Below are 20,379 nucleotides of genomic sequence, written 5' to 3' on the forward strand. Positions count from 1 at the left end.
AAAAAAACGACATGAAATTATATTCCTTTAGCCTTCTTTTTAGCTTTGTTTGCTGTCAGCAATTGTTCAGCCAATCGTATACGCCAGTCATAGAATTGGCTGTTTGTCCGATTAAAACCGATGCGCGTTTAATCGTTAAATACGGTTATCTGGTGGTACCCGAAAACCGCAAGAAAGTCAACGGGCGAAAAGTAAAAATTCCATTTTTCTTCGCGCGCCAGCCCAATCATGACGCTAAAAAAAATGTTTTTCTTTATACTACCGGCGGCCCTGGTTATAGCGCAATTGATAATACAGACAGTGTTGGTTATGAATCCGGCTTGTTGAAATATGGCGGTTTAATACTTTTTGACCAAAGAGGAACAAAACTGGCAAAGCCCTGTCTGGATTGTACAGAAATACCCCTGGCTGTAAAGCGCAGCTATGAAGAAGGACTAAATAAAGACAGTTTGGTACTGATTGCTATCAAGGACTGCCGTAAGCGTTTTGTTAGCCAGGGTATTGACCTTTCGGCTTTTAATACAATGGAAAGTGCCGAAGATATCAATGATTTGAGACTGGCCTTGCATTTGGATTCACTGAATCTTGCAGGCGTCTCCTACAGTGGCGGGCTAATGCTCAATGTGTTACGTAACCATCCGGAAGCAGTACGCACTTTAATGCTAAATTCGCCTTTGCCCAGTTATGCGCGATATGACGAAGATGGTTTAATCAATATCAATGAAGCACTAAATCAGGTTTTTACCAACTATGAGGATGATTCTTTAATGAGCAAGACTTCTATTAATTTACGGGAACGATTTCAACGTTATTTTACAGATATTACGGGCAAGATATTTCAACTCAATTATCTTAAAAGGAATGCACGTGACAGCACCAGGATCTATTATACCAAGGGTGAATTACTGGACATAATAGTGAACCGTTTAAACGGTGATCAGGTAAAAACTATTCCTGCTGTTATTGATGATCTTGTTGCAGGTAAACACAGATCTTACGTAACCGAACTTATTGATGGAGGTTTCTCGGAAGATCATTCGGTATCGCTGGGTATGAGGTATTCGGTTTACTGCACAGAACAAATAGCATATTCTGATCCGGTATTGGAAAAGCTACAAAATACAGTCCTGCCCTGGCTGGCGGGTTGCTCGTTTAATGATGTTAGCAGGACTGTTTGTGATTGCTGGAAAGTTAGACCGGAGCCTGAAATAGTTAGAAAGCAGGTATATTCGAAAGTTCCTGCTCTAATTGTTGGCGGAGATATCGATCCTTCATGCAGGCCATTTTACAACCGGCTTATTAAACGCTATATGCCTAATGCTCAGCTCATGCTTGTGCATAATGGAGGGCACGGGCCGGGTTATGTTGTTGATGGTATTAATTACGCGACATTATTTTTTGAGAACCCCAATAAAAAAATTGTCTCTCAATCCAAAAATCTGATTATGGAATAGCTTAGTTCATAAACGGAGTAGATATAAGAAACTAAAAATTGTATACAAGCAATTTGTCAGCTGCTCTGGTATTGTACCACCTGGCAGCCCAGCCCGAAAATTTAATGCGGCAAATTCGCTTCGGAGAAGCCGGGCTTTGATCAAATTCACGGAATTTGTCTTCAATCTATTAAATTAACCCGGATTGCTGTCTTTTCATAGTCTTAAAGGCTACATGTTAAGCGGAAGGAAAGTTTGCTGAGCCGCTTATTATTTAGATCACCAATCGGCAGGCCAGAGCCTATTTGACCGGTCTGATGCCAGCTTTCAGCCTGATGTTTGAAGCGAGCCGGGCCACGAATCAAAATTTAATCATTGGCGTATTTAAATTGCATTGTTTGTGGAATTAATTTTATATATTGTATAAATTGTCATAAATAATGAGCTTCTTTTTTTGATAACAGACGATCACTGCCAATCAAGGAATTGTATAACTTTTCTCAACATTCCTTTCCCAATTAAATGAAACACGCTGTTGTTCTGATGGTTATTTGGGTGTCTTTGCTGAGCTTGGTTCATGCACAAGGTCTAAAATTCAATCATCTTACAACAAATCAAGGACTTTCTCAAAGCCACATCTGTGCAATACTTAAAGACAGACAAGGCTTTATGTGGTTTGGAACCGAAGACGGATTGAATAAATATGATGGATACAAGTTTTCGCACTATAAACATGATCCTTACGACAAAAACAGCATAACAGATAGCTACATACAGGATTTACTCGAAGACAAGCAAGGTGATTTGTGGATTGCCACTTCTAACGGGCTGGACAGATTTGACAGAAGCAAAAATAGTTTTATTCATTATCTGACCCAGGATATTAACGACCTTTTTGAAGATAGCAAAAACAGAATTTGGCTGGCTACTCAGGAAGGCCTTTTTTTGTTTGACCGGCAAAAAAAATCATTTCGACTGTATTTGGATGCCGGTCAAAACAACAGTAGTCAAATTAAAAATTCGATCTACCGTATTGCAGAAAATAAGGACGGTTCACTGTGGCTGGGAACTGAAAATGGTCTTTATCAAATTACCGTAAACAATGAAAAATACACCAGTCGGCGCGTCGGTTTGGAATGCACAAACTGTTTGGTTGCTCCTCCGGTCAGAGCTTTATGTACGGACCGCCATGGAAATTTATGGATAGGGACCAAAGAAGACGGTTTGTTCCTATACAGCCACAAGGATCATTCCTTCCGCAATTTTCTTAACGATCCATCCAATACAAATTCTATTGCCCACAATGACATTCTTTCTATTGTCGAAGCCAGGGACGGCAAAATATGGATAGGGACCGAAAATGGAGGTATCAGCGTTTACGATGCCCTGAAAGTGCAATTTGTTCATTACGAGCACAGGCCGAACGAAGCTGCTACATTAAGCAATAATTCTGTGTATTCGATCTATCAGGATAATGCTGAAAATATTTGGATAGGTACCTACGCAGGCGGGGTTGATTTTCTGCCGAGGTTTGGAGAGAAATTTCTCTCATACAGTCACATTCCCGGAGACCCGGGTAGCTTGACTAATAATGTGGTGCTTTCAATATGTGGCGATAGTGCCGGTAATAAAATATGGCTCGGTACAGATGGTGGTGGGCTGAATGTATTTAACTACAATAAAAATACTTTTTCCAATTACAGGCACGATCCCCGAAATGTCAATTCAATCAGTAATGACTATGTGATTTCGATGGTGGGGGTTTCCAGGGACGTGCTGGCACTGGGTTATCACAACGGTGGTTTCGATTTTTTTAATACTAAAACCGGCATTGCAAAACACCATTTACCAAATGCTAACGATTCAAACAGTCTGTCGGTTTCAGATGTTAACAACCTGCATAAAGACCGTCAGGGTAATATCTGGATAGGGACCTGGGGAGGCGGATTGAATTATTACAACATCAAAAATGGAAAATTTAAACATTATCGCACTAATCCCAGGGATAGCACCAGTATTAGCTCAGACATTGTCACGGCTGTTTTTCAGGATAAAAAGGGCCAGATCTGGGTAGGGACATATAACGGACTGAACAAGCTGGACAGTACCTGCCGATATTTCACACGATACCAGTACGATCCCAAAAATATCTTATCTCTATCGCATAATAAGGTACAATGTATCCGCGAAGCGCAGGGGGGCAATTTATGGATAGGAACAGTCGGCGGTGGACTCAATTATTTTGACACCAGCAAACAAACTTTTAAAGCCTTTACCGAAAAGGATGGCTTGGCCAGCAATGTAGTTTTTGCAATCCTGGAAGATCATCATAAAAACTTATGGTTAAGCACTAACAAAGGCATTTCTCGATTCAATCCCAAAAATAAAACTTTCAACAATTTTGGAGTTAAAGATGGGCTTCAGGGCAACGAGTTCAGAGATAATTCCTGCTTTACTACCGAAAGCGGGCGAATGTTTTTTGGCGGGGTGAGCGGTTTAAGTACCTTTCATCCAGACAGCATTAAATATAACAGTTTTATTCCCCCCGTTTTTCTTACTGATTTGCAGATTTTCAACAAGACTGTTTCGGTAGGTGATAAGTCCTCCGTGCTGCAAAAAGATATCAGTCAGACAAGCTCGGTCACACTTTCTTACAAACAGTCTGTAATTACGTTAGAATTTGCTTCGCTTAATTATACAAACCCCGAAAAAAACCAGTATGCATACAAACTTGAAGGGTTTGATCCAATGTGGAATTATGTGGGAACCAAGCGGACGGCAACTTATACGAATCTGGATCCGGGGACGTACATTTTCAAAGTTAAAGCATCCAACAATGACGGGGTGTGGAATACCAGGGGCAACTTTGTTAAAATCACCATTATCCCGCCATTTTGGCTAACCTGGTGGTTTAGGCTAATTTCATTAATAAGTTTTATAGGCCTTCTGATTTTATTTTATCAGCTCCGTACCGATTCCAGCCGTAGACAGAAGAAACTGCTGATAACAAAAGTAAAACAGCGTACAATGGAGCTGGAAGTTGCTATGCAGGAAGAACGAAAGGCCAAGCGCATCGCAGAGATTGCTATTGAAGAAGAGAAAAAGGCAAAGCAGCAGGCAGAGCTGGCCAGCCGTGCAAAAAGCGCATTCCTGGCTGTGATGAGCCATGAAATAAGGACTCCTATGAATGGGGTAATTGGAATGGCTTCGCTGCTCGCAGAAACTGACCTGGATGAAGAACAACGCAGTTACACCACAAGTATACAGTCCAGCGGTAATAGCTTACTGACGGTGATTAATGATATTCTTGACTTTTCTAAAATAGAGTCCGGTAATATGGAACTGGAAGAAACCCCATTCAATCTTAGGAGCTGTATCGAAGAAGTAATGGATGTTTTTATATCAAAGGTGGGGGAATTAAAAATCGAGCTGCTTTATAAAATTAATCGCGATGTCCCTGAGCAGCTTATAGGTGACAGTCTCAGGCTTCGTCAAATCCTAATCAACCTGATAGGAAATGCAGTTAAGTTTACCAAGGATGGAGAAATTATCTTATCAGTCCGTCTGGATGGCAGCTTAGATCAGGACATGATCAGATTATACTTTGAAATCAAGGACAGCGGGATTGGTATTTCTGAAAAAAAGAAGGATCGATTGTTTAAGGCATTTTCACAGGTAGACTCCTCAACAAGCCGCCAGTACGGTGGTACGGGCTTGGGCCTTGCCATTTCTCAAAAACTGGTAAGTCTGATGGGTGGAACTATTGGCGTAATCAGCCAGGAAGGACAGGGTAGTATTTTTCATTTTTCGATCCTTTTAAGAACTCAAACTGTTTCGGATCAAAACATTTCGGAGTATAGCCACGATTTTGGGAGAATCACGATATTGGTGACAGACGACAACCAAAACAGCCGTGAGATCATTGCAGACCAGCTGAAAGATTGGGGGATAACTTCCTTATTGGCAAGTAACGGCGCTGAGGCACTTGAGGTACTGGCACTAAATAAAAACATAGGGATGGTTATTACCGATATGTACATGCCATCTGTGGACGGGATACAGTTAGCCAGGCAGATACATGAGCATTATCCTCAGCTTCCGGTTATACTTTTAAGTCCCAAGGGCACAGAACTGCCTAAAGTCCAGAAAGAACTATTTTGTGCTTTGTTAAAAAAACCGGTAAATAAGAAGATCTTTTTTAATAGTATCTATGAGCAGTTTAAAAATAAGGATACTGCGGGCGTAGCGTCTCAGCCTAAGGTATCAAATAAGGTACTTTATTCTGATTTTTCAAAACAATATCCGCTGCATATTTTAGTTGCAGAGGATAACAAGGTGAATCAAATTGTGATCTTGAATGTCCTCGGCAAGCTTGGATACGAAGCAGAGATGGTTACAGATGGGGCCAAAGCCGTAGTGAAGACGACGCAAAAAGTATTTGATATAATATTAATGGATGTACAAATGCCCTTCATGGACGGTGTTGAAGCAACCAAAATAATCAAGAAAAGTAATCCTGCCCGGCCTTATATTATCGCCATGACGGCTAATGCCATGCCGGAAGACAGGAAGCAATGCCTTGCCGCAGGAATGGACGATTACATCAGCAAGCCAGTAAATCTGGAAGAATTAATGGAAATGCTAGAAAAATGGTCAAAGAAAATACAAAACCTTGCGCATTAGAAATTTAAGACGTTTGTTTTGATCGATCAAGCTATTTTGGATATTTCCGGGCAAACAGGGTTCTTGGTCACTGATGGTGAGCTGCTGTGATTTGGCTAAGACCATCTTCCTTGATTGCATATTCCGGGAAAATTATAGAGTGGAATATGTATTTTTGCTTGTCTACGCCTGAGGCAGTGCGAAAATGATCTTGCCCTTAAGTGAATTTTGCACTGGCCAGTGCTTTTTTTTATAGGCGATATTCCTGATGTTTAAATTATTAAGCACCCGAAATTGTTTAATTATTCAATGTCCGGTTAAAGGTCAGATGGGAGAACTGGATTATTTACTATTTAGCCCAACTATTATTCTGATTACTTATCCAGTCCCAAGTGCATTACATAAAAGCCTATTGACGATAAATCATCCTTGTAGTTAACCCTTATTCGCTCTTGAGAATCTCCACCGGATTACTCCTTGCTGCCTTCAACGTCTGCGATCCGATCATAATGAATGCGATCAGTAATACCGCCAGCAAGCCAATGGATAGCTCTGCGATTTGCACTGGTGTATGATAAGGGAAATTAGTGAGCACAACTTTTTCGAAGAAAAGGTAAGTCACGGGCAGAGCGATAAGTGCGGATATGGATAGTAGCAAAAGAAAACTGCGACTCAGTAAGTATACAAGGTTACCGGAGCTGGCGCCCATAACCTTTCGGATGCCGATCTCTTTTAGTCTCGTCTCGGTTGTGAATACCACCATTCCGAACAATCCCATCGATGCAATAGAAATAGTTAGAAATGAAAGGAAGCCAATGATCTTGATCATGGTCGAAAATTCGCCGTAGGCATCTTCTATTGCTTCTTCATAGAATTCTGCCTTAAATGGATGAACATGATCGATCTTCTTCCATGTGGACTCGATTTTGGCCATCGTCGCCAGCATGTCAGTGCTTTGTATTTTGGCATTAATGACTGCCCGGTCCTCAGGTGTCCAGAACATGAATGCTACCGGCTCGATGAGGTTGTCGACCTTGCCATAGTGAAAGTCCTTCATTACCCCAACAATGGTCATCTTGCGTGCTTTAATTCGAAAACTACTGAATGTTACTTCCTTCCCGATTGCTTTCGCGGGGTCGTTGGTACTTATGTTAAATCGCTTTAAAACCTGCTCGTTAACGATCACCTCGCTGGCAGCCTCGGCTGTGGAGGGGCGTGCAATAAAATTTCCGCCTGCAACGAGCTTGTATCCATGCAAGGTCAAATAATTTTCGTCGACGTGGTTGGTCAAGACCAGGGCAGAGTCCCCAGAATCTTTGTATTTCATATGGCCGCCCAGGCATTGCCAACGCTGGTGATAATCAGTGACCGGGATAGTGCAGCTACTTCCGGCATCTCGCTTAGTTCCTTAAGAAGCGCATCGGGTTTATTACCCTGCATATTGATATTCAGGATGTTTTCTGTGTTAAATCCCAGGTCGAATGCAAGTATATTTTTATACTGCACATAGCCCACCGTGGTTGTTGTGATAAAGATCAGTGTGACAGTATACTGAGTCACCACCATAGCGCGTCTGAGTGTTCCCTGTTTGAATGCTTTCACTGACCGGTACGCCGGAGCGGACACATTCCTGAGCGCATTGATCGCGCTAACCTTCGAAAAGAATATTGCAGGCATCAAGCCGGCAATAACCCCTACGGCGACCGAAAAGAAGATAAAGGCTACAACTACAGCCGGAGTGAGATCGAGCTTCACCATGCGCTGCATCTGGGGAGCCATGTTTATGAGCTGCGGTCGCAATGCGAGAAATATGAAGTATGAAAGAAAAAGGGCTGCCAAAGAGATCATGATCGCTTCCGCCAGGAACTGTTGCCGAACCTGGCTCTTTTGGGCGCCGATAGCTTTGCGAAGACCTACTTCCTTCAAGCGGCGCATGGCACGCGCTATTGAAAGATTGGTATAGTTGAAACATGCAGACAATATTACAACGAATGCAAGGCCACCGAGTATCCAAAGCACGGCCGGAGGCATGTGAGGGCCGACGGAGCCAGGGCCACCCTCGGAGCTACGGAGATTCTCTCCGACCACGATGTCATATAAAGGAAGAAGTTCGAGCTGTATCTTAGTTTGTTGGTCGGTGAGATTTTCCTCCTTTGCAATTGCATCGAGCTGCAACTGGATTGAAGCCATGTCGGCATTTTCCGGTAGCAGCAGGTACACCGAGTTCGAAAACATGTTTGTCCAAGCCTCAAAACGTTTATCGGCTTTACCATTTTGTTCAGCCGTTGAGAACGATATCAGTGCTTCGAAGTTGATATGCGAAAAGAAGGGAACGTCCTTGATGATACCGGTCACCTGGTAATCGAGTGTATCGAATTTGATCGCTTTGCCGAGAGCAGATTCGTTACCGAACAACTTTTTCGCTGCGGTCTCCGTCAGAACGATCGAGTGAGGATCTTTCAGTGCCGTTTCGGGATTGCCTTCCAGCATCGGAAATGTAAATATCCTCAACAGCGACGGCTCCGCCCAGAAGCCCTTGATCGGAAGAATTTTGTCGCCAACCTTAGCATCCTGTGAAAAGTCATTTCGCATAATAGCTACTTCTTCTATACCGGTTACTTTCTCCCGGATAAGCTTTCCGGTCTTTATCGATGTCGATGCAAACTTGCCGCCTTGTTCACTCTGGAAAGTCGCTACGTTGGTGATCCGATAGATCCTCTTACCATTCTTGTGGAACTTGTCGTAGGAAAGCAGGTCGAAGACAAACGCGATCAGCAGTAAACCAACAGACATACTGATGGCAAGGCCAATAACATTGATGGATGAGAACAGTTTGTTGCGCATTAAGCTGCGTCCCGATGTTTTGAAGTAACTTCCGATCATATCCAGTGGGTAAAAGGGTCTACAAATTTTGGTATTCGAACTGCATAAGTTTGTTTTAGTTAATGAATTATACAGCAGCAGCCTGATCGGCTACGAATCGGTATCAAAGGTCTTTGTAACATGAAATCGCTTCACTATATTGTAAGGTAAATGATGAATATTGACTTATATTTTATTACTGATCAGAAAAAATCATGCCTATATCATAAGTGTCTTTAAATCAAATAATTAACATAGTTATTGTCGCTGATACTGTTCGTTAACGAACAATTTATCTTGTAATCGTACATTTTTTCAAATCGAAAAATGCAACAACCTCTCTTCTTTTCGTTCTTATGCATCTCCATTACTTTTGAAGTCAGAAGAGTAAAGAATGTATTACACGGAAAAGTGCAGTAGCAGTATAACTAGAAATGTACACTAAATAATACATTTTGTAATGTAACATGGATTATGTTTGCGGAGGCTTGCGGCATGGTAGAAAGTTTGTGAACTTCATTATGCATCCGTAACTTAGTATTGTGGTAATATCAAGTTACCTGATCAATTCATTGTTAGTAAAGTATGACCTTGGGATTGACAGAGAAACAGGAAAATGGAAATCAAGACTTTAAATCATAACGATGTTTCATCGCTGGTCAGCTTGCAGCCGGACGGGTGGCAGGATATAACACTCAACTTTAATTTTTATACAAAAGTCCCTTTTTGCTTTCCAATTAAAGTAATTATTGAAGGGGAGATTGTTGGTGTCGGGGCGGCAATTATTCACAGTGACGTTGCTTGGCTGGGTCACATTATTGTTCATCCGGCTTATAGGAATAATGGAATTGGAAACCGTATTACACAGGCTTTGATAACTATTTCAATGAATAATAAATGCGAAACTATATATTTAATTGCAACCGAATTGGGAGCACCGGTCTACCAAAAATTGGGATTTATTACTGAAACAGAATACTTGTTTTTTAAAGACATTATTATTGCACCAGCATTAGCAATATCAACTAATATTGAACCCTATCAGAAAAGATTCAAAAGGCAGATTGCCATAATCGATAAATTAAATTCCGGAGAAGATAGAATGTTTCATCTTGAAAATTATCTAAAACAAGGACACCAGTACTGTAAAAATAACACGACTGAGGGATACTATATGCCAACATTTGGTGATGGCTTAATAATTGCAAATACCGTATCAGCCGGAATTGCGCTTTTGAATTTACATTTAAATACTAATGACAAAGTAACATTCCCAAAAGAGAACCAGGGAGCAATGGATTTTTTGTATGGTAAAGGTTATAAAGAGGCCCGTACGGCACGGCGCATGAGATTTGGTAAATATACTTTCAGCGTCAGTGGCGAGTGCTACATGTAGAGCTCAGTGGTACCTTCTGTATTGTAATATTGAAGAAGAGTTGAAAATTCATCTTTTTCTGAAATATGTACTCATAGAAATGGGCCCCTTGGACGCATATTGATAGGTTTCTTCCTTTGTAGATACTTATACCAGCCGCAACGGAAATTTTTGAATTGCAACAACCGGGATTATCAATGAATAAGATTTCCAAGCAATTAGGAGCAGCTTATGGAACCGTCTATAATCATCAAAACTAAAAGCATAGTTGATTAACGTATGTTTCCGCCCATTTGTAAGAAAAACCTCAACGTTGCGGCATTTGTGAAGGCATGGCAATAACAAACTGTCAGCCTGGTAAAATGCTGAATTGAAAAACAAATGCACTCGTTAGCGGCTTGGCAGTCGTTATCAGTTTGCCCGTTGAATATACTTAATCCAGTTTCCATAGTTAATTGTCTGAGTTGTATTGTCATTGTCAAAAAATGGAGTAAGCTCTTGGTCTAACCAGCTTTCAACTTGCTCATAAGTTGTTTGATTTTTCTCCACCGCTGAAATGATGTTACTCTGTGTCGTAAAATATAAAGCAAGTTGCTGTTTGGTTAGTATTATTGAATTCTTAAATCTCTCTTCGGTTATAAAGTTGAAATTCTTTGGATTTAAATTTTCATTTGTCCAGGCGTAAGCACTATTACGAGGTGGAGAAGGAAATTTTTTTAAATATACATTAGGAAACCAATCGGTGAAATTGTCATTGCCAACCATTTCAGCAATAAAGTGATTCTCGTACAGCACAAGCCAAGATCTACTTTTTAAAAGTCGGTTGGCTTCTATTAAGAACTTATCTATGTCAAACCAATGAACACCCGAACTAACCGTGATTAAGTCAAAGATATTATCCCCAAACGGTTGTTGTTCTGCCAAAGCAATTAAATAATGAATTTTGTCGGAGTGTAATGCAAAATTCAACATTTCTTGCGAAGTGTCTGTACCATACACATTCGTTGCAATTTCTAAAAGCGCTTTTGTTGAAAGTCCTGTCCCACAAGCAATATCTAATGCGTTATCGACTTTATTATCAAGATGCAAGAAATATTTGATGTGCTTTATAGTGTTGTTGTGGAAGTCAGGTCGTCCTTTTGAATAACGTTCTGCTGCTGTCTTTGGGTTAAAGTATTTCATTGTCTGGTGCTGTCACTTTTGCCTTGCCGCTAACTTTGTAAGTAGACGCAACTTTTGTGCGCTATTACAAGAGTACAAATTTGTAACTGATATTCCAAATTGATATTATTTGCACTACTATTTGATTGATAGTAAGCTAATTGTATGTAGTTTGTATTGAATTGAAAGATTGTACAACAAGTACCGTCTCCCACCAATAAGCTTTAAAAATGACATTTTTATCGGGTCTCAATCTAGTCAACAGACTTTGCTGTTGGCATAATCTCCAGAACTGGACCTAAGCATATTGATTTATCTTCAATGATGCCACGGAGAATTTGAATACAGCTCACGGTGTATCAACCCAATGGCGAATTATCACCACCAATGATTGGAACGTAACGACATAGACTGGAAGATCAGGACAGGATCTTTTACATTGTGTCAGAGCCGACTTAACAGCCTAATTGGCCTTCATGTCAGAAGTTGGATTATGAAAAAAGCACCGAGTCTTTACGGTGCTTTTAAGTGATAGCCTTTACGATAAATTTATTCTGAACGTAAACTTTTTACCGGATTTATCAAAGCTGCTTTGATGCTTTGAAAGCTGACTGTCAGCATGGTGATCATTAAAGCCCCTGCGCCTGACACTGCAAAAATCCACCAGGAAATTTCAGTACGATACGCATATTTCTCAAGCCAACCGGTTAGAAAGTACCAGGCTGTTGGGATAGCAATTCCCAGGGCAATGACGACCAGAAACACGAAGTCTTTGGAGAGTAATCCCCATAGATTCAGGACTGAGGCGCCCAGCACCTTACGCACACCAATTTCTTTGGTACGTTGTTCTGCGATGAACGAGGCCAGTCCGAACAGACCCAGGCAACTAATGAAAACGGCCAGTGTTGCAAAAAACAAAGCCAGCTTGCTGATCCGTTTTTCATTACTGAACTTTTTAGCGTATTCTTCATCAACAAATTTGTAATCGAATGCCGCCGAAGGGACTACTTTCTTGAAAATGGCTTCGATTTTTGGCAGGGCCTCGTTCGCGCTAACGATTGGTTTGATTTTTATGTCAATTTGGCTGGCGGCATCATATTTAGCATCTAAAAAGAAAAACGCACGCTTCTCTGGCTCATAGGGCGAGGTCATGACCATATCCTTGATCACACCAATTATTTGCCGTGATTTTTTGCCGTCATAAAATTTTATAAATTCTCCGACAGGGTTTTTTAAACCAAGGTATTTAGCGGCAGATTCATTGATGATCATTTTGGTACTGTCAGTGGCAAGTGCTTTGGAAAAATCCCGGCCAGCAATAAACTGCCAACCCACGAGCTGACCGAATCCATAGGAAACATCAGTTATGGAAAAATCGTCCGCTACTTCGGGGTCTTTACCAGCCCAGCTGAAACCGCCCATATTGTTCCAAACGTCTGTCAATGGGCTTGATGACAACTCCACGCCGGCCACCGTGCCGGTATTCAACAACTCGCTTCGCAGCACATCCAGTTTACCCTCATAATTGGGATCATTTTTTGGAATTGTAATCAAGCCTTCCCGGTTATAGCCCACAGGTCGATCCTGGGCAAACTGAATTTGTTTGTAGACGACCAGGGTGCCGATAATTAGAACGATCGAAACGACAAATTGGACAACCACCAGGATTTTTCGAGGTAAAGCCGCAAAACGTCCTAAATGAACCGCGCCTTTCAGGACTTTCACCGGCTGAAAAGAAGATAAGTAAAACGCAGGATAAGCGCCTGCTAAAAAGGCGGTTATGGTAATAAAAGCGAGACTGGTTAACCAAAAAAGTAAGCTTGAAAATGGCAGCGATAAATCTTTGTCCGCCACTTGATTAAACCAGGAAAGAGCAATTGAAATCAACAACATTGACGCCACAAACGATAAGACAACCACCAGGAAGGATTCGCTTAAAAACTGGAGAACAAGTTGATTTTTCAATGAGCCAATGGCTTTGCGCACTCCTATTTCTTTGGCTCTTTTTTCACTCCTTGCTGTACTCAAATTCATAAAATTGATACAAGCCAAAAGCAATACAAAAAGGCCAACAATACCAAAAAGCCAAACAAACGTGATGCGTCCACCGGCGGGCCTTCCATTTTTGAATTCCGAATACAAATGCCAATCCTTCATCGGGTACAAAAAAACTTCGTAATTGTATTTTGCCGCCCGTTCGGCCATGTCTTTTGGCGTACTTTTCTGATAAAAATCTTTGATGCCTTCATTGGCTGTTTCTGGCGAAACATTAGGTTGCAGCTGCACATAAATGGAAAATGAACTGTTGCCCCAATCGTTTTCATTTTGTTTTATCCAATTATTTGAAGCGACCCATAAATCCCATGGAGAAAAAAACTGCACTTCGCTAAAACGAGTATTCCTGGGTATATCTTCATATACGCCCGTCACAACCACGTCAATACGGTTATTAATCTTTAGACTTTTATTGATGGGGTCTTCTTGGCCAAAGATGGCTTCCGATGCTGATTTTGACAGCACAATAGCGTGCAGTTCATTCAACGATGCATAGTTTCCCCTCAGCATTTTCAACGAAAGCATTTCCAAAGCACCTGCTTCGATAAATTCGCCTTTTTTCGGCATCTTTTTGTTTTCGGTCGAAAGCGTATATTCCCCGACCCACCAAGCCATCAAAATATGCTTAAAATATTGATGGTAATTGCTTTTTAGGACGGCACCCATTGGAAGCTGCTGAGCATCTGTTCCATCCGTTTTTTGGATATTGGGGTCTGTATACAATCTCCTTATCTGGGCGATGGTATCATAATTTTTATGGTAGCGGTTAAACGAAATTTCATCGTAGATCCAAAGCCCAATGAGCATCGTGACTGCCATGCCCATCGCGAGCCCCGAAATGTTGATGAACGAGTACACCTTGTTTTTGGCAAGGTTACGAAAAGCGATTTTGAAATAGTTGCCTAGCATATCAGTTAGTGCTGGTTGTGGATGTTTAGAAAAGGGTTTACCGGTACCGCGCGGAGCGTGCCGGAGCGGTTTATGAAAAAAAGGAGTGAGGCATTGCAGCGCCGCCCAGCCGTACTCGCGCCGGGCGCGGCTCAGCCCTGCCTGCTCAACGCGCTTGTAGAATACTTCGTGCAAATCCCCCTGTATGTACTCCAATAGGTGCGGGGCCACAAACCATTCCAGCAGACGGTCAGCCCAGCGAGGGGGGCGTGAGCCAGCATAGGAGGGCTCGTTCGGGTTAGATTGTTTTCTCATAGTCCCAGTATTTCAAATTTTCCCTCAGGTATGTCCTGCCAGAGCTGGTGGCGCATCTGCTGAATTTCCAGTAAGACCCGCCCACCGGCCGTTGTTAAGGCAAACAGGCGCTTACGACGGCCTCCTCGCTCGGTAGTGGCCCCGCCCACTGAGGACGACAGAAACCCTTTTTCTTCAAGTCGATACAGGGTTGTATGCACCGCACTGGTGGTGAAGCTCCGGCCGGTCCGGAGTTGAAGTTGTTCCGTAACCGGAACGCCATAGACATCTTCGGTGCTTGCGGCCACAACCAGCAACACCAGCTCTTCCAACTCCCCCAGTATCGTCTTTTTCATGAGAGTGTCTGATTGTTTGATTAGATACAATATCTTAAAACAAATCTTGTGCCAGCATTGAAAAGCGTCTTTAAACCAAATACAGCTTGGTAATAGTAAAAGCGATGTCCAAAAACGGACGAATCATTGTCCAGTTTTGGACAATGATTGTTGAGCTATTATTACACTGTCCGGTAATTACGAAAAGCAGCCATGTCCATTACCTCCATTTCTTTAATGAAGGCCAAGGTTAAAAGGGGGATAAAGGAAATGTGGGAGAAAAAGCAGGCAGGATAGCACAGGCTAGTTCTTTGGCCGAAATTGATTTATTTTCGAAGATTTTTACCATCTTAAAGCATTCATTTCTAAACCATCGCCGCCCAGTGAAAAAACTCCTTGCTCTGCTGATCTGTTTATTTTATCTTGAAAACCAACCGACTTTGGCTCAGAATTTACCCCCGATATTTGGAACGAACGTTATTTCTGAAAAAGATGCCAGAATAAAACAGTATCTGACAGCGACAAGAATTGTCTGGAAAACCAGCGGAACGGGCATTTCAGGTGAGCAGAACCTATTAAGACCCGGTACAGGACAGGCGGATCTGGTGCATCAGAATATCTGTACACTTACAAGTAAGGAAGGCGAAAAACCCGGACTAATTCTTGATTTTGGAAAAGAAATACAAGGCGGTATCCAGCTGGTCACAGACCAGCCTTCGGATCACCGCCCGATAAAAATAAGACTGCGCTTTGGAGAGTCCGTCAGTGAGACCATGTCCGAAGTCGATACGGTAAGCGGCGCGACCAACGATCACGCCATGCGTGATTTTGTCATTGAAGTGCCCTGGCTGGGTGTGATGCAGGCAGGTAATACAGGCTTTCGTTTTGTGCGTATTGATCTGGTCGATGATAACCGCGAGCTGCAATTAAAGGAAGCCAGGGCTATTTTTGAATACCGGGATCTTGACTACGTGGGTTCTTTTAAAAGTAATGATGAAAGACTGAATACCATCTGGAATACCGGGGCTTACACAGTACACCTGAATATGCAGCAGTTTTTGTGGGATGGTATTAAAAGAGACAGACTTGTCTGGGTAGGGGATATGCACCCGGAAATCATGACGATCAATAGTGTTTTCGGTAAAAATGAAGTCGTGGCAAAAAGTCTTGACCAGGCCAGAGATATCACACCGCTTCCGGGCTGGATGAATGGTATCAGCGCTTATTCGATGTGGTGGGTACTGATTCACCGGGACCTTTATAAATACCAGGGCGATAAGCAGTATCTTAAAAAACAGCAGAAATATCTGGTGGCCCTGCTGGATCTTCTGCTGAGCAAAATAAAAGATAACAAGGAGAATCTGGACGGAACGCGTTTCCTGGACTGGCCTTCGAGTGAGAACCCAAAAGCGATCCATGCCGGGCTTCATGCGATGATGATCATGACCCTTGATGCGGGCGCAGAGCTTTGCACGATTCTGGATGAGCCGGCTCAGGCGCAGAAATGCAAAGCCGCATCCACAAACCTGAAATTATACGTTCCCGATGCAAACGGGTCAAAACAGGCCGCTGCGCTGCTTGCACTGTCCGGTCTTGTGCCTGCCCAAAAAGCCAACAGTGAGGTACTGGCTGTGGACGGCTGCGCGAGAATGTCCACCTTTTATGGCTATTACATGCTTCAGGCCAGAGCCAAGGCAGGCGATTACCAGGGTGCGATTGATTGTATACGCAATTACTGGGGCGGAATGCTTGATATGGGCGCGACAACCTTCTGGGAGGATTTTGATCTGGACTGGACCAAAAATGCAGCCCCGATCACTGAAATTGTGCCCGAAGGAAAAGATGATATCCATGGTGATTTTGGCGCTTATTGTTACAAAAATCTTCGCCACAGTCTTTGCCACGGATGGGCTTCGGGGCCAACGGCCTGGCTGAGCGAGCATGTACTGGGCGTGACGGTTTTGGAAGCAGGATGTAAAACGATCCGCATCCAGCCAAATCTGGGTGATCTTAAATGGGTGGAAGGTACATTTCCTACGCCTATGGGCGCTGTTAAAATAAGACATGAAAAGCTTGCAAACGGAAAGATCAAATCAACAATCGATGCACCCAAAGGAGTTAAAGTGGTGGACGGTAATTTGTAGGTGGTTTTTGTAGGTGACATAGAGGTTGACAGGGTTAAAAAGAGGTACACAGAGGATTACTTCGAGGCTGAAATGGCGCCTCCTGACTACCCATGACAAAACCTGACGATAAATGGCAATCCTTCACCAATCCTGACATTTCCAGAAAATCCTGTAAATCAAGATTGTCACCGGTATTATATTATTGTTAATTATCTTTCATTTTTGGATGGAACTGTCTAACTTAGTACTCTGTAAACCAGTTTGTTAGTACAGTGTGATCCGTGAGAAAGATGTTTCGTTATTTAATTCTATTTCTTTCATTTTTATTAATATTTCAAGCAGCCCTCGCTCAGGAAAGCAAGCGTGCCAATGTCTGGTATTTTGGATATGAAGCCGGAATAGATTTTAACAGCGGAAAACCAGTTGCCTTAAACGACAGCAAAATGAACCAGTGGGAGGGGACGGCTTCCATTTGTGATGAAAATGGAAAATTGCTTTTGTATACAAACGGGGTACAGATATGGAACAATAAACACAAAGTTATTTCAGGAGATGCTGATTTAGGTGGGAATGATTCTGCGACGCAATCTGCCATTATTGTTCCCAAACCAGGAGATGCTAATATTTATTATGTCTTTACCACTTTTAGCCGCTTAACCTGTATCATCGTAGATATAAGATTAAATCATGGAGAAGGCGGTATCGTTTCAATGAATATTTTAATGGAACATTCCACTGAAAAATTAACGGCAGTTCAGCATTGTAATGGTAAAGATTTTTGGATTTTAGCACATGAAACCGGGAATAATAAATTTAGGAGTTACTTACTTAAAAGTGATGGTTTAGAGAAAACTTATGTTGAAAATAAAATTGGAAACAACGCATCCAATTCCTTAGGATATCTAAAATTCTCTCCATCAGGAACTAAGTTGGCCGCTGCTTTATTCAGTAAGGGTATTTTTGAACTTTATGATTTTAATAACAGTTCAGGTTCAATTTCTAATCCTATAGTTCTGACCCATCATGATTTTAAAATGGCATACGGTCTGGAATTTTCTCCCGATGAAAATTTTCTATACGTTACAGAAACGCTCCAAACAGCCAGTCGTATTTTTCAGTTAGATATATCAGACAAAAAACCAGTTGAGATTTTAAAGTCAAAGACTACGGTTGGACATACGAGTGAATCTTTCTTTGGAGCACTAAAACTTGGTCCGGATAATAAGATATATGTGGCGAAAAACAGAATGAAAAGCCTGGGTGTAATTAATAATCCTAATAGCAAAGGTTTAAGCTGCGACTACGTCAGTGAAGGATTTGTATTAGGAGCGGCAGGTGGTATCGGGCTTCCTAACTTTGTTTCAACCTTTAATTTACCAAAACCGTCATTATCTATTGTTGAAGAAAAAAACTGTAATGACATTACGCTTACTGCAAATTATTATCCTGTTTCTAATAATAATTCATATCAATGGTATGTTGACAACTCGATCATTAAAAATGCAAATGAGGTAGCGTATAGGCCAAAGAGTTCCGGGAAATATTCAGTGATTGTAAGTAATAAATGTTCTGAGGAAAAAATATTTTCTGATGTAAAAGAAATTAAAATACTTAACGCAGAGCCAAGAGCAATTAAGATAAATTGCGGTTTTTATAAACTGATTGCCAATGCCAATTCTGATTTTCAATGGGCTGGACAAGATATTAAGGAATCTGATTTATATTCAGATTCTATTATCTTAAGCGGCTCCGGAATGAAAACTTTTAATTTGAAAGTATTTGACATAGATGATGCCACCTGTTTTATAGAAAAACAATTGAACGTTGATTTTGGAGTCTGTGACGCCAGGGTTTTTATACCTGATATTTTTACACCGAATGAGGATGGAATCAATGATACATTTAAGATTGTAGTCATTGGAGGAACCGCTCTCAAACTTGATATTTTTAACCGCTGGGGCTCACTGGTATTTACTGATTCTAGTCCTGCGGCTGAATGGAGCGGGAAAGTCAATGCGACCCATTGTCTAAATGGCGATTATGTTTATGTTTTTAAATATAAGACTGAAATGGGGGAAGAGTTTGTGAGGAAGGGGAGTTTTTTGCTCCAGAGATAATTATTTCAGCGGTCGTCGCACCGTTGAAAGCTGGCGTCACATGATCGGGAATGGACGTTGGGAGTTTGTATTTTGTGATTGGAGTTTGGGTTCGTAATTTTGACCAGGGCACTAACAGAAACGGTCACGAAATTTGGGTTTCATAACCATTTCTGTATGGGTTTCTTTTTTTTAATTAAATCAGTTTTTTGATGCACACTTCGAGGCTGTCTCGCCAGTATGGAATTTGAATTCCAAAAGTGGTTTTGATTTTGGTTTTATCCATCACAGAGTAGGCAGGCCTTACTGCCCTTGTGATGTATTCTGATGTTTTAACCGGATTAACTTTTACGGTGGTATTACTGATATCAAAAATCGTTCTGGCGAAATCAAACCAGGATGTTACGCCTTCGTTACTGTAATGATAGATACCGTATTCAGTACTGCCCGACTCAATAATATCTAAAATGGCACCGGCCAAATCAATGGCATAAGTAGGGGAGCCGGTTTGATCCACAATCACACCCAATTGGTCTCTCTCGCTCCCCAAACGTAACATCGTTTTTACAAAGTTATTTCCATACTCGGAATACAACCAGCTGGTACGTAGGGTGAAGTGTTTTTCCAAAACATCAGAAATGGCAACTTCGCCTTCCAGTTTGGTAAGCCCGTAAATATTCTCTGGTTCTGCCGGATCTGTTTCGGATAAGATTTGTGGAACGTTGCCTTTAAATACAAAATCGGTAGAAACATGAATTAAAGTTACATTGTGTTTGGCACAAGCCTTTGCAATGTTTTCAGCCCCGTCTCTGTTCACCTTCCGGCAAATATCAATGTCATCTTCCGCTTTATCAACAGCAGTATAGGCAGCACAGTTGATGGCAAATTCAGGTTTTTCTTTTGTGAATAATATATCAAGTAGATTGATGTCTAATATATTACCTTCTTGCTCCGATGGAAAAGAAATGTCTGTATTGCCTCTTTCCTCGGAAACCTTTTTAAGGCAATGGCCTAGTTGTCCGGATGCACCTAGTACTACTATTTTCATTTTTTAGTATTAATGTTTCGCAGCAAAGTTAGAATATTAGATTG

Annotated in this window: 11 protein-coding genes; 5 read left to right on the top strand and 6 right to left on the bottom strand. The window is 41.6% G+C overall.

The window, feature by feature from the left end; genetic code table 11:
- Nucleotides 1–11 precede the first annotated feature (11 nt).
- Together FDK13_RS29035 and FDK13_RS29040 are read left to right on the top strand one after the other, a co-directional pair.
- The gene (locus FDK13_RS29035) at nucleotides 12–1,454 is read left to right on the top strand and encodes an alpha/beta fold hydrolase (RefSeq protein WP_137343521.1); all 1,443 of its coding nucleotides are present in this window, start codon (nucleotides 12–14) and stop codon (nucleotides 1,452–1,454) included.
- 501 nt (nucleotides 1,455–1,955) lie between these two features.
- Entirely contained in the window at nucleotides 1,956–6,116 is a 4,161-nt protein-coding gene (locus FDK13_RS29040; RefSeq protein ID WP_137343522.1) for a hybrid sensor histidine kinase/response regulator, read from the top strand.
- Between the two features lie 421 nt (nucleotides 6,117–6,537).
- Here FDK13_RS29040 and FDK13_RS36270 read toward each other — a convergent pair whose 3' ends face one another.
- Nucleotides 6,538–7,422, bottom strand: coding sequence for an ABC transporter permease (locus FDK13_RS36270; protein WP_229216264.1), 885 nt, complete (start codon nucleotides 7,420–7,422; stop codon nucleotides 6,538–6,540).
- Nucleotides 7,419–8,978 carry an ABC transporter permease gene (locus tag FDK13_RS36275; protein ID WP_229216265.1) on the bottom strand — a complete coding sequence of 520 codons (1,560 nt, stop codon included), beginning with the start codon at nucleotides 8,976–8,978 and terminating at the stop codon, nucleotides 7,419–7,421. Before FDK13_RS36275 ends, FDK13_RS36270 begins: the two co-directional genes overlap by 4 nt.
- Nucleotides 8,979–9,573: 595 nt before the next feature.
- Here FDK13_RS36275 and FDK13_RS29050 point away from each other — a divergent pair.
- Complete coding sequence (locus tag FDK13_RS29050) at nucleotides 9,574–10,353, top strand: GNAT family N-acetyltransferase (RefSeq protein WP_137343523.1); 780 nt, start codon at nucleotides 9,574–9,576, stop codon at nucleotides 10,351–10,353.
- 390 nt (nucleotides 10,354–10,743) lie between these two features.
- On the opposite strand, the gene FDK13_RS29060 is transcribed toward FDK13_RS29050, so the two are convergent.
- The 3 genes from FDK13_RS29060 to FDK13_RS29070 form a co-directional block, all read right to left on the bottom strand.
- Entirely contained in the window at nucleotides 10,744–11,514 is a 771-nt protein-coding gene (locus FDK13_RS29060; protein ID WP_137343524.1) for a class I SAM-dependent methyltransferase, read from the bottom strand.
- Between the two features lie 528 nt (nucleotides 11,515–12,042).
- The gene (locus FDK13_RS29065) at nucleotides 12,043–14,751 is read right to left on the bottom strand and encodes a permease prefix domain 2-containing transporter (protein WP_137343525.1); all 2,709 of its coding nucleotides are present in this window, start codon (nucleotides 14,749–14,751) and stop codon (nucleotides 12,043–12,045) included.
- Nucleotides 14,748–15,086 carry a PadR family transcriptional regulator gene (locus FDK13_RS29070; protein ID WP_137343526.1) on the bottom strand — a complete coding sequence of 113 codons (339 nt, stop codon included), beginning with the start codon at nucleotides 15,084–15,086 and terminating at the stop codon, nucleotides 14,748–14,750. Before FDK13_RS29070 ends, FDK13_RS29065 begins: the two co-directional genes overlap by 4 nt.
- Before the next feature lie 362 nt (nucleotides 15,087–15,448).
- Here FDK13_RS29070 and FDK13_RS29075 point away from each other — a divergent pair, with 362 nt between their 5' ends.
- Nucleotides 15,449–17,209, top strand: a complete 1,761-nt coding sequence (locus FDK13_RS29075) for an alpha-L-rhamnosidase-related protein (protein ID WP_137343527.1) — start codon at nucleotides 15,449–15,451, stop codon at nucleotides 17,207–17,209.
- Nucleotides 17,210–17,634: 425 nt separating this feature from the next.
- Nucleotides 17,635–19,308, top strand: a complete 1,674-nt coding sequence (locus FDK13_RS29080; RefSeq protein WP_170982945.1) for a T9SS type B sorting domain-containing protein — start codon at nucleotides 17,635–17,637, stop codon at nucleotides 19,306–19,308.
- A gap of 175 nt (nucleotides 19,309–19,483) precedes the next feature.
- Here the strand turns inward: FDK13_RS29080 and rfbD are convergent, their stop codons facing one another.
- Complete coding sequence (gene rfbD / locus FDK13_RS29085; protein ID WP_137343529.1) at nucleotides 19,484–20,335, bottom strand: dTDP-4-dehydrorhamnose reductase; 852 nt, start codon at nucleotides 20,333–20,335, stop codon at nucleotides 19,484–19,486.
- Nucleotides 20,336–20,379 lie beyond the last annotated feature (44 nt).

The sequence above is a fragment of the Dyadobacter frigoris genome, from assembly GCF_005280585.1.
GTDB lineage: Bacteria > Bacteroidota > Bacteroidia > Cytophagales > Spirosomataceae > Dyadobacter > Dyadobacter frigoris.

Coding starts and splice junctions, on each gene's coding strand:
- FDK13_RS29035 (WP_137343521.1), top strand. CDS start 12: ATGAAATTATATTCCTTTAGCCTTCTTTTTAGCTTTGTTTGCTGTCAG.
- FDK13_RS29040 (WP_137343522.1), top strand. CDS start 1,956: ATGAAACACGCTGTTGTTCTGATGGTTATTTGGGTGTCTTTGCTGAGC.
- FDK13_RS36270 (WP_229216264.1), bottom strand. CDS start 7,422: ATGAAATACAAAGATTCTGGGGACTCTGCCCTGGTCTTGACCAACCAC.
- FDK13_RS36275 (WP_229216265.1), bottom strand. CDS start 8,978: ATGATCGGAAGTTACTTCAAAACATCGGGACGCAGCTTAATGCGCAAC.
- FDK13_RS29050 (WP_137343523.1), top strand. CDS start 9,574: ATGGAAATCAAGACTTTAAATCATAACGATGTTTCATCGCTGGTCAGC.
- FDK13_RS29060 (WP_137343524.1), bottom strand. CDS start 11,514: ATGAAATACTTTAACCCAAAGACAGCAGCAGAACGTTATTCAAAAGGA.
- FDK13_RS29065 (WP_137343525.1), bottom strand. CDS start 14,751: ATGAGAAAACAATCTAACCCGAACGAGCCCTCCTATGCTGGCTCACGC.
- FDK13_RS29070 (WP_137343526.1), bottom strand. CDS start 15,086: ATGAAAAAGACGATACTGGGGGAGTTGGAAGAGCTGGTGTTGCTGGTT.
- FDK13_RS29080 (WP_170982945.1), top strand. CDS start 17,635: ATGAACCAGTGGGAGGGGACGGCTTCCATTTGTGATGAAAATGGAAAA.
- rfbD (WP_137343529.1), bottom strand. CDS start 20,335: ATGAAAATAGTAGTACTAGGTGCATCCGGACAACTAGGCCATTGCCTT.